The organism is Streptomyces sp. NPDC058576 (assembly GCF_042718715.1).
Taxonomy (GTDB): domain Bacteria; phylum Actinomycetota; class Actinomycetes; order Streptomycetales; family Streptomycetaceae; genus Streptomyces.
Map to the genome: position 1 here is coordinate 1 of NZ_JBHXPF010000110.1, position 9,838 is coordinate 9,838.

The 9,838-nt window shown below is 72.6% G+C and carries 7 protein-coding genes; 1 reads left to right on the forward strand and 6 read right to left on the reverse strand.

Going from position 1 to position 9,838, the window contains the following annotated elements:
* Positions 1-172 precede the first annotated feature (172 nt).
* From ACFWRV_RS35980 to ACFWRV_RS36005, 6 genes are all read right to left on the reverse strand, one after another.
* On the reverse strand, positions 173-721 hold the full coding sequence (locus tag ACFWRV_RS35980; protein WP_012380119.1) for a bacterial proteasome activator family protein: 549 nt from the start codon (positions 719-721) through the stop codon (positions 173-175).
* A gap of 110 nt (positions 722-831) precedes the next feature.
* A complete protein-coding gene (locus tag ACFWRV_RS35985) occupies positions 832-3,687 on the reverse strand; it encodes an FtsX-like permease family protein (protein ID WP_384340341.1) in 2,856 nt (951 codons plus the stop codon).
* Positions 3,684-4,466: an ABC transporter ATP-binding protein gene (locus ACFWRV_RS35990; RefSeq protein ID WP_384340343.1), complete on the reverse strand. Its 783-nt coding sequence runs from the start codon at positions 4,464-4,466 to the stop codon at positions 3,684-3,686. Before ACFWRV_RS35990 ends, ACFWRV_RS35985 begins: the two co-directional genes overlap by 4 nt.
* A gap of 97 nt (positions 4,467-4,563) precedes the next feature.
* Positions 4,564-5,187: a PadR family transcriptional regulator gene (locus ACFWRV_RS35995; RefSeq protein ID WP_384340344.1), complete on the reverse strand. Its 624-nt coding sequence runs from the start codon at positions 5,185-5,187 to the stop codon at positions 4,564-4,566.
* A 93-nt stretch (positions 5,188-5,280) separates the two neighbouring features.
* Positions 5,281-6,021: a hypothetical protein gene (locus ACFWRV_RS36000; RefSeq protein ID WP_384340346.1), complete on the reverse strand. Its 741-nt coding sequence runs from the start codon at positions 6,019-6,021 to the stop codon at positions 5,281-5,283.
* 187 nt (positions 6,022-6,208) lie between these two features.
* Positions 6,209-7,858 (reverse strand): protein kinase, encoded by a 1,650-nt coding sequence (locus ACFWRV_RS36005; RefSeq protein WP_384340348.1) that lies wholly within the window; start codon positions 7,856-7,858, stop codon positions 6,209-6,211.
* Positions 7,859-8,205: 347 nt separating this feature from the next.
* Between ACFWRV_RS36005 and ACFWRV_RS36010 the strand changes: the two genes are divergently transcribed.
* On the forward strand, positions 8,206-9,795 hold the full coding sequence (locus ACFWRV_RS36010; protein WP_384340349.1) for a protein kinase: 1,590 nt from the start codon (positions 8,206-8,208) through the stop codon (positions 9,793-9,795).
* The last annotated feature ends 43 nt before the right edge of the window (positions 9,796-9,838 follow it).

The window sequence follows — 9,838 nt, forward strand, 5'->3', positions numbered from 1 at the left end:
CCCGGTCGAGGCGCCGCTCCCCTCCCGGCCCCTGCCCCTGCTCGGGCGCCCCACCCCCCCCCGCGCCCCCGCCGCCCCCCCCCCCCCCACGGCGGGGGCCGCGGCCCCCCCCCGGAGGGGCGCCCCCCGGGGCCCCTCGCGGTCGGTCCTCGGTCTCCGGGGCGGATGCGGGTTACAGATACGGGCCCGAACGGATCGGGCCGTGCGGGTCCGCGCCGCCCTCCTCGTCCTCGTGGACCGTGCCGGGCGGCAGGGCCCGGCGCATCTGCTCCAGCTGGGCGCGGGCCGCCATCTGCTGCGCGAACAGCGCCGTCTGGATGCCGTGGAAGAGCCCTTCCAGCCAGCCCACGAGCTGTGCCTGGGCGATCCGCAGCTCGGCCTCGGAGGGCACCGACTCCTCGGTGAACGGCAGGGAGAGCCGCTCCAGCTCCTCGACCAGCTCGGGCGCCAGGCCGTCCTCCAGCTCCTTCACGGAGCTGGCGTGGATCTCCTTGAGCCTGACCCGGCTCGCCTCGTCGAGAGGAGCCGCCCTGACCTCCTCCAGAAGCTGCTTGATCATGCTGCCGATGCGCATGACCTTCGCGGGCTGTTCCACCATTTCCGTCACCGGGACCTCGCGCGACTCGTCGTCACTGGCACCGCCGCCGATAGCCATTCCGTCCTGGCCCACGACAAGGACCTGCGGGTGCTCCTGCGACCGGTCATTCCTCGGCATTTCCATGCCGCCATTGTCTCGCACACATGCCGTACACCACGTTGGTGCCCCCGAAAACGGAAGATCCACCGTCTTCGGGGGCACCGGAAGCCTTCCGGGGGTACCGGAAGCGCCGTTCACCCCGCGCGTCGGGCCAGGGTCAGCCGCGAGCTGGTGAGGCCGGCGGCCAGCAGTCCGGCGAGCACCGGGACGACCACGGCCAGCAGCCCGACGGTCTCCCACGGCATCACGATCGGCGTGTAGGCCGACTCCATCGGGTTGTCCCGCATGTCCGCCACCGCCTCGCGCAGGTCGGTCAGCCGCAGGGCGACCGCGGGCACGAGGCCCGCCGCCGTTCCCAGGAGTACGCCGGTCAGAGCGACGACCAGACACTGGAAGCCGGACAGCGAACGCCGTACGCCCGGGGGTGCGCCCACCGCGCTGAGCGTGGTGAGGTCGGCCTCCGCGTCGGCCTTGGACAGCCCGGTCGTGATGGCCGCCGCGCCCAGGGTGACCACCCCGGCGAACAGGGCGAGGATCAGCAGGATCGTGTCGTCGTCCGTCTGCGGCATCTCGTTCTCGGTCATCAGGTACGCGCGGTTGCCGGCCTGCTCCAGCGCCGCGTGGGCCGCCTGGTTCTCGGCGTCCGTGGGATCGCGGTGCAGCGTGTAGAAGCTGCCGTAGTCCTCGACGTGCAGGCCGAGCCGCTCCGCGGTGCTCCTCGGCATGACCATCCGGATGCCGGGCGTCGCCGCGTAGCGGTCCGGTGCGACGTACACCTTCAGCTGTTCCGTGGTGGTCCGGGCCTTTCCGGGGTGCAGGGCCCGCATCTTCTTGTCGCGGTCGTTGTAGATGTGCGCGGCTTTGAGGGTGACCTCGCCGTTCTTCGCGTACGCCGGGTTCAGCAGGACGGGAACGCCCTCCGCCAGGGCCTTCGCCGCCGCCGGGTCGTCCAGCTTCACGTACGAGGCGAGCATGTCCGCGCCCCCGATGACGATCTTGTCGCTGCCGGTGCCGAACGCGGTCATGGTGTAGTTCTCGTCCACGCAGGCCGGGGAGTTCATCAGCCGCTTGTGTTCGTCCGCCGAGATCCGCAGGGCGAGATCCTTGGCGCCCTTGCCCTTCAGCGGGCAGGAGTGGCCCTCGCCGGTGGGCTTGACGAATTCGAGGGTGCCGCAGCCGTTCTCCTCCTCGTAGTAGACCGAGCAGTCGCTGCCGGCCCATACCCGTCCGATGTCGGCGCGGGCGCCGTTGACCGGGAAGTTCTGCTCGACGGCGGACCGCGAGCGGGGCAGTTCGGCGTCGTCGCCGACGTCGGCGGCCATCAGCGCGGCGGTGCCCGGCGTCATGTTGGGCACATGGTCGTACGCCTGCTCGGCGGCGTTGCTGCTGGTGTACGTGGCGATGGCGACGCTGCCCGCGACGGCCGCCATCACGGCGGCGACGGCGGGTGCGGTACGGCCCCGGTTGCGGGCCGCGTCACGCAGGGCGATACGGGGCGTCAGCGGGAGCCTCCGGCCGAGCCGGCCGAGGAGGCCGACGATCACCGGGATGCAGCCGAGGACGCCCAGTTCGGCGAGGACGGATCCGCCGGCGACGAGGTTGGTGCTGCCGTTGACACCGCCGTACACCGCCACGGCGATTCCGGCCGCGAGCGCGACGACGCCGATGACGGGCAGCACACGGGAGCCGCGGCGGGTGCCGCGCCGGCCGGTGAGCGACTCCAGGACGGACTGGCGGCCCGCGACGATCGCCGGGGCGAGCGCGGCGAGGACGCCGGTGACCAGGCCGAGCACGGCGATGCCGAGGATCTCCCAGGGCTGCACGGTCAGCTCGCCGAAGCGGCGGCCCGTGAAGTCCTCGATCATCGGCCGGAACAGGGCGGTCAGACCGAACCCGGCGCCGACGCCGGCCACCGCGCCGACCCCGCCGAGCACCGCGCCGCCCGCGAGGACCACGGCCCGGACCTGTCCCCGGCTGCCGCCGCACGAGCCGACCAAACCCAGCTGGCGCCGCGAACGGCGGGCGCCCACGGCGAACGCCGGACCGGCCAGCAGCACGATCTCCAGGACGGCCATGGCGGCCACCGTGAGGGCCGCAGCGGTCAGCTCCCCGTCCCCGTCGTACGTGTTGCCCATCATGGCCGCCATCGGGACCTCGGAGTCCGGCGGCGGGTTCAGGGCGACCTGGCGGGACGTGACCACCACGCCCTTCTCGTTGGCGGCGAGAACGTCCTGCCAGGTCACACCTGCGGGCGGGCCCTCGACCAGCCAGTCCGGGTCGGTCGCCTGGGGCGGCAGGATCTCCTTGTCGCGGTCGGCGGTCTTCTGCCAGGGGGCGATGACCGCCCCGGGGAGCGCGTACAGGGAGTCGGCCCGCAGGTCGGCGGGCAGTTCGACCGCGCCGGTGAGGGTGTAGGACTGGTCGGGGCCGCGCACGGTGACGCGGTCGCCGATGGACAGCCCGGACGACTCGATGAACTCCTCGGTCGCCGCGATCTCGTCCTCGGCCCGGGGATAGGCGCCGTCGGTCAGCTCGATCCGGCCGCGCAGCATGGGGTCCGCGATGCGCAGTTCGGTGATCTGGGTGTCGGCGAGGCCGTGGCGGGTGGTCACCGACGCGGGCACGCTCCGCTCGGTGAGATACCGCGAGCCCTCGGGGAAGGCCGCGCGCACGTCGACCGGCTTCGCCTGCTGCTCGGGGGTCGGGTCCGGGGCGTCTTCGGGGGTGCCCCAGTTGACGCCGTCGGGCATCTGCTCGATCTTCACCGGGCCCACGCCCGTGGCCGAGAACAGTGCGTCGGCGGCTCCCAACTCTCCCGTCAGTTCCTCGGCCTTGGTGGGCAGGGCGCTGCGGTAGGTGAGGTCGGCGGCGGTCACACCGAGGACCGGCAGGGCGATCATCGCGACGACCAGGGCGCTGCGGCCCTTGGCCCGTACGGCGTCGCGCCGGGCTATGCGGAAGGCTGCGCGCCAGCCGGGGAGAGGGCTCACGCGGTGGCCTCGGCGGTTCCGGCGGAGAGCAGGGAGTCGGCTCCCGCGGTCACCGTCTGGTCGACGATCGAGCCGTCACGGAGGAACACGACCCGGTCGGCCCAGGCCGCGTACCGGGGCTCATGCGTCACCATGACGCCGGCCGCGCCCTGGTCGCAGCGGGTGCGCAGCAGGGCGAGGACGGCCTCGCCGGTCTCGGAGTCGAGCGCTCCGGTCGGCTCGTCGGCGAGGACGAGACGCCGGTCGCCGACGAGGGCGCGGGCGATGGCGACGCGCTGCTGCTGGCCGCCGGACATCTCGTCGGGGAAGCGGTCGGCGATCTCCTCCAGCTTCATCTCGGCCAGCGCGGCGACGGCTTCCTTGCGGGCCTTGCGCACGGAGACGCCGTCGAGTTCGCGGGGCAGCGCGATGTTCTCGGCGGCGGTCAGGGCGGGGATGAGGTTGTAGTCCTGGAAGACGTAGCCGACGCTGCGGCGGCGCAGGGCGGCCATTCCCTTGGGTCCGAGGGAGGCGATGTCCTGGCCCTCGATGACGACCTGGCCGCTCGTGGCGGTGTCGAGCCCGCCGGCCAGGGTCAGCAGGGTGGACTTGCCGGAGCCGGAGGGGCCCATCACGGCGACCAGTTCGCCCGGGTACACGGAGAGGTGGATCCCGCGCAGGGCGTGCACCTCGGCGATGCCGGAGCCATGGGTACGGGTCAGCTCCCGCAGTTCGAGTACGGGGCTGCCGCCGGGCGTCCCGGAGGACGGCGGGGGCGGCGGTGTGGCGGACGAGGGCATGGCGGGTGGTTCCCCCCTAGGAACGACTAGGAACAACACGGGTCGGGCAGGAGCGGCGGCACCGGGACCGGCACCGCCCGAGTGGTGCGCGGCGGTGTCAGCGCTTGGAGCGTGTCCGGCCGGCGGGCGAGCGGGCCGGACCACGCGTGGCCGCGGGGGCGGGCTCGGCGGACGGCTCGATGGCGGCGGCCTCGGCGAGGCGGACCAGCCGGGACTCGCAGTGGTCGAGCCAGCGGGCCTCGGCCTCCGCCTGGAAGATCAGCTGTTCCACGACGAGGAGCCAGGCGACCTCGTCCCGGTTGGCCGGGACGTCGGCCAGGGCCTGGGCCTTGAGCCGGGTGTAGTCCTGCATCGCCTTGAGCGTGTGGTGGCGCTGGGACTGGATGACCTCCCGGATGTCGACCCCCGGGGCTCCCACGGCCATGGCGAGCTTGATGGCCAGTTCGTCGCGGGGCGGACTGGTGCGGTCCACCGGCGTCCCGAACCAGGTGCGCAGCTCGGTGCGGCCGTCGTCGGTGATCGCGTAGAGGTCGTGCCCGGCATCGTCCGAACCGTCCTGGACGATCAGGCCGTCCCGTTCCAGGCGGCTGAGCGTCGTGTAGACCTGCCCGACGTTCAGGGGCCAGGTGGAGCCGGTGCGCGACTCGAACTCGGTGCGGAGCTGGGACCCGTAGCGAGGGCCCCGTTCCAGCAGGGCCAGCAGGCCGTGGCGAATGGACATACTGAGTATGTATACCGAGTATGTCGGTCCTGGCAAGTCTCGTCGGCCGTCTCTGCGAAGGGGGACCCGGAGCGGAGCGGTGGGTGGCGACGCTCAGTTCGAACGGCGCATACGGAATGCGAGAAAGCCGAGTCCCAGCCCGACCAGGGCGATGCCCGTACCGAGCGAGACCTGCTGCACCCGCTGGACGGCCGCGGCGTCCAGCGCCTGCCCGGACCGTTGCCCCGGATCGCTGAACGCGTCGGGCGGCGGGGTGGAAACAGGCAGGTCAACGGGGTCCGCCAGGCCCTCGTCGGTCTCCTCCGGCGGGGCCTCCTCGACGGGGTCCTCGGCCCGCGCCAGCTCCAGCGGCGACAGCGAACGCCCGGGACGCGCCTTGCCGGCCCCGGCCTCACGCCCGGCCAGCGGGGCGGTCGACCCGGACACCTCGGGGGAAGCGGAAGAGGCGGAGGACTCCGGCGCGTCGTCCTCCGCCTCGGGCCCGGCGGGAGCCTGCGCGCCGTGCCCGGTCGCCACCGGGGAGGACGGGGAGGACGGGGCCGCTCCGGACTCCGACGCTCCGGAAGCCGGGACGCCGGACGACGGAGGCGGGGGCAGGGGCAGGGCGGAAGGGAGCGCCGAAGGGGACGCGGAGCCCGACGGGGCAGGCGGCGGGGTGGCCGGGGCGGCGGAGGCGGGGCTCGACGTCCCGGGGGCCGAGGCGGTGAGGGACGGACCGTCGGGCGCCGATGAGCCGTGGGCGGAACCGCCCAGTGGCCCCAGCGCCGCTCCGGCCGCCGCCATCAGACAGACCGCACACCTCGACGGCCATGCCGCCGGAAGTCCTGGAGCCATGAGATCAGCGTCACACGGGCCCCCTCATCCGGCATCCCGGACGCGGTATCCGGAAATCCGGGCCCGGTCAGCGATCCACGACGGAGATCGAGGAGAGATCCGTGGACCCGTAACGATCAGCTTCGGACACGTTCCGGCAGGGCGAGGTGGTGCTGGGAGAACCGACGTTCCCGGAGGGGCCGGCGCTTCAGGAAGGCTTGCCCGTGGAGACCTTCAGCTCGAAGTGGGCGCCCTGCTCGTCGACCGCCGCACCGGAGGACGGGAACTGGCCGACGATCTGGTCCTCGGCGTAGGTGTTGCCCGGTTCCTCGATGACCTTGATCGTCCAGCCCGCGGCGGCCGCGCACGACTTGGCCGACAGGATGTCCTTGTAGATGAAGTTCGGCGCGCGGACCTTCTTCGGGTCGTTGGAGTCCTCGGAGGCGTCCGAGCACTGCGTCTCCTCCATCGTCCGGTTGCGCTCCGGCGGACGGTAGCCCTCCACCTGCTCGGTGCCCGGGCCGTCGCCCTTGCCCGCCTCGTCGTCCTTGCCGCCCTGGAGGGCGATCGCGGTGATCAGGCCGCCGACCGCCAGGAGGGCCACGACGATCGAGCCGACGATGACCGGCATGTTCCGCTTCGAGCCGCCGCGGTCGGAGGCGCCGACCGCCGTCGAGTGCTGCGGTGAGATCGAGTACGGCGGCGGAGTCTGGTGGGACAGCTGGCCCGGGTGCTGGTAGCCCTGACCCTGGGCCGCCTGCGGGTAGCCGTAGCTCGGCGTGGGCGCCGGGGTCGGCCGGCTGTACGGGCCGGGCTGGTGGGGCTGCTGGTGCTGCGGATGCGGCTGGTACGGCGTCTGCACGCTGTGCGGCGCCGGAGTGCTCTGGTCGACCGGCGGGAACACCGCCGAACCGACACCGGAACCGCTGTTGGCGGGCCCGCCGCCGGCCACGATCATCGGGGCGCCGGTCTGGCCGCCGGAGGCGTTCAGCACCCGGGCGATCTCGTCGCGCATCGCGGCGGCGCTGGGGAAGCGCTCGTTCGGGTTCTTCTTGAGCGCGCGGGCGACGAGGGCGTCCATCGCCGGGGTGACCGACCGGTTGATGCTGGAGGGCGCGACCGGCTCCTCCTGCACATGCGCGTACGCGATGGCCAGCGGCGAGTCCGCGTCGAACGGGATCCGGCCGGTGAGCAGCTGGAAGAGCATGATGCCGACCGAGTACAGGTCGGACCGGGCGTCGACGCCGCGGCCGAGGGCCTGCTCGGGGGAGAGGTACTGCGGGGTGCCGACGACCATGCCGGTCTGGGTCATCGAGGTGACGCCGGACTGCATGGCACGGGCGATGCCGAAGTCCATGACCTTGACGACGCCGCGCTTGGTCATCATCACGTTGCCGGGCTTGATGTCCCGGTGGACCAGGCCCATCTCGTGGCTGGTCTCCAGGGCGGCGAGCACGTCCGCCGTCACCTTCAGGGCCTTGTCGGCCGGCATCGCGCCGTGCTGCCGGATGTCGGCGGCCAGCACCGAGCCGAGCGGCTGCCCCTCGACGTACTCCATGACGATGTAGGGCATCAGCGCACCGCCGAGCTCGTCCTCGCCGGTGTCGAAGACGGAGACGATGTTGGTGTGCTGGAGCTTGGCGACGGCCTGCGCCTCACGCCGGAAGCGCTCGCGGAAGGACTGCTCGCGGCCCAGCTCGGTGTGCAGGGTCTTGATCGCGACCTGACGGTCCAGAGCGGAGTCGTAGGCCAGGTAGACGGACGCCATCCCGCCCTCGCCGAGCAGGTCGCGCAGTTGGTAGCGGCCGCCCGCGACCGCCCCGCCCGCGTAGCGGCCCTGTGCGCCGTCCTGGCTCATGACTTGCATCCCCCTCGGCGGCGCGCGGTCGCACGCGGTGCTTCTGTGTGTTTCTGTCTGACGTCTTCGCGTGGCCCGCGGTTCCGTGCAACGCGATGACGCGCCAAGTCTGCCGTAGGGGTCCGACACGTCAAGCCGGGTGCCCGTTCCGTGACCCTACGCACAAGAAGCGTCTCGGAAGCGTTACAGGAAACGCATCACATTCCGGTGGAGGACGCGCCGGACGGTCCGATGATCCTGCCGGAGCGGAACCGTGGTGTCCGGCGGAGGCTGTAGCGTGACGTGGCAATGCAGCAAGGCACCGTGAGAACCCGCGGACGCGCGGACAGATACGACGGCGAGGACTGATGGCACCCGATTCCGAAGCAAACGGCGGCGGAGTTTCGGATGGCACCGACTCCTGGGGCGTCGGCGGCGTCGTCGGTGACGGGCGTTACCGGATGACCCACCGGCTCGGCCGGGGCGGCATGGCAGAGGTCTACGCGGCGGAGGACGTCCGGCTCGGACGGACGGTCGCGGTGAAGCTGCTCCGCTCCGACCTGGCCGAGGACCCGGTCTCCAAGGCCCGCTTCACCCGCGAGGCACAGTCCGTCGCGGGCCTCAACCACCACGCGATCGTCGCCGTGTACGACTCCGGCGAGGACGTCGTGGGCGGCCAGACCGTCCCGTACATCGTGATGGAGCTGGTCGAGGGCCGCACCATCCGCGATCTCCTTCTGACCGCCGAGGCCCCGCCGCCCGAGCAGGCGCTGATCATCGTCTCGGGCGTGCTGGAAGCCCTCGCGTACTCCCACCAGCACGGCATCGTGCACCGCGACATCAAGCCCGCCAACGTGATCATCACGGATTCCGGCGCGGTCAAGGTGATGGACTTCGGCATCGCCCGCGCGCTGCACGGCGCGCAGTCGACGATGACCCAGACCGGCATGGTCATGGGCACGCCGCAGTACCTCTCCCCCGAGCAGGCCCTCGGCAAGGCCGTCGACCACCGCTCCGACCTGTACGCCACCGGCTGCCTGCTCTACGAGCTGCTGGCGCTGCGGCCCCCGTTCACCGGTGAGACCCCGCTCTCGGTGGTCTACCAGCACGTCCAGGACATTCCGGTGCCGCCGTCCGAGGTCTCGGACGTGGTGCCGCCGGAGCTGGACGGGATGGTGATGCGCTCGCTGGCGAAGGACCCGGACGACCGGTTCCAGAGCGCCGAGGAGATGCGCGGGCTCGTCCAGTACAGCCTGCAGATGCTCCAGGTGCAGGGCGGTCACACGGGCACCTGGAACACCGGCCCGGTCGCGCTGCACGAGGGCGGCCAGACCCCGCCGCACGGGATGACCGGCTCCACCCGCGCGATGGGCGCCGGCCACCCGATGCACGGGGACACCTCGCAGGGCCCGATCCTGCCGCCGTACAACCCGGACGACGGGGGTTACGACGGCGGCGGGCAGCGGCGGTCCGGCGGGCGCGGCAAGATGTGGCTCTTCGTCCTGCTGGCCCTGATCGCGATCGGCGCGGGCGTCGCCTTCGCCCTCAACGCGGCGCAGGGCGACGGCGACAAGAAGAAGCCGGTCACCCCGTCCACCTCGGTCAGCCAGTCCGAGGAGGAGCCCTCGGAGGAGCCGTCCGAGGAGGAGAGCGAGGAGCCGGAGGAGCCGGACACCACCAGCGGTGGCCAGACCGAGCCGGACCCGCCGCCGTGGACCCCGGACCCGACGCCGAGCGAGCCCACGTTCAGCCCGTCGCCGACCCCGACCGACACGGACCCGGGTACGTCGGACGGCAGCACCAACGAGGGCGGCAGCGGGGAGCCCTCGGGCGATCCCACCGAGCCGTCCACCGACCCCGGCACTCCGGGCGGAGGCGGCGACGACGGCGGGGCCGGCGACGACGGCGGTACGGGCACGACGCCCGGCGATACGTCGCTCGGCGCCACGACGGGGTAACGCCCACCGCACCACCCCAGGAGCCCGGCGCGCGCCACGAAGG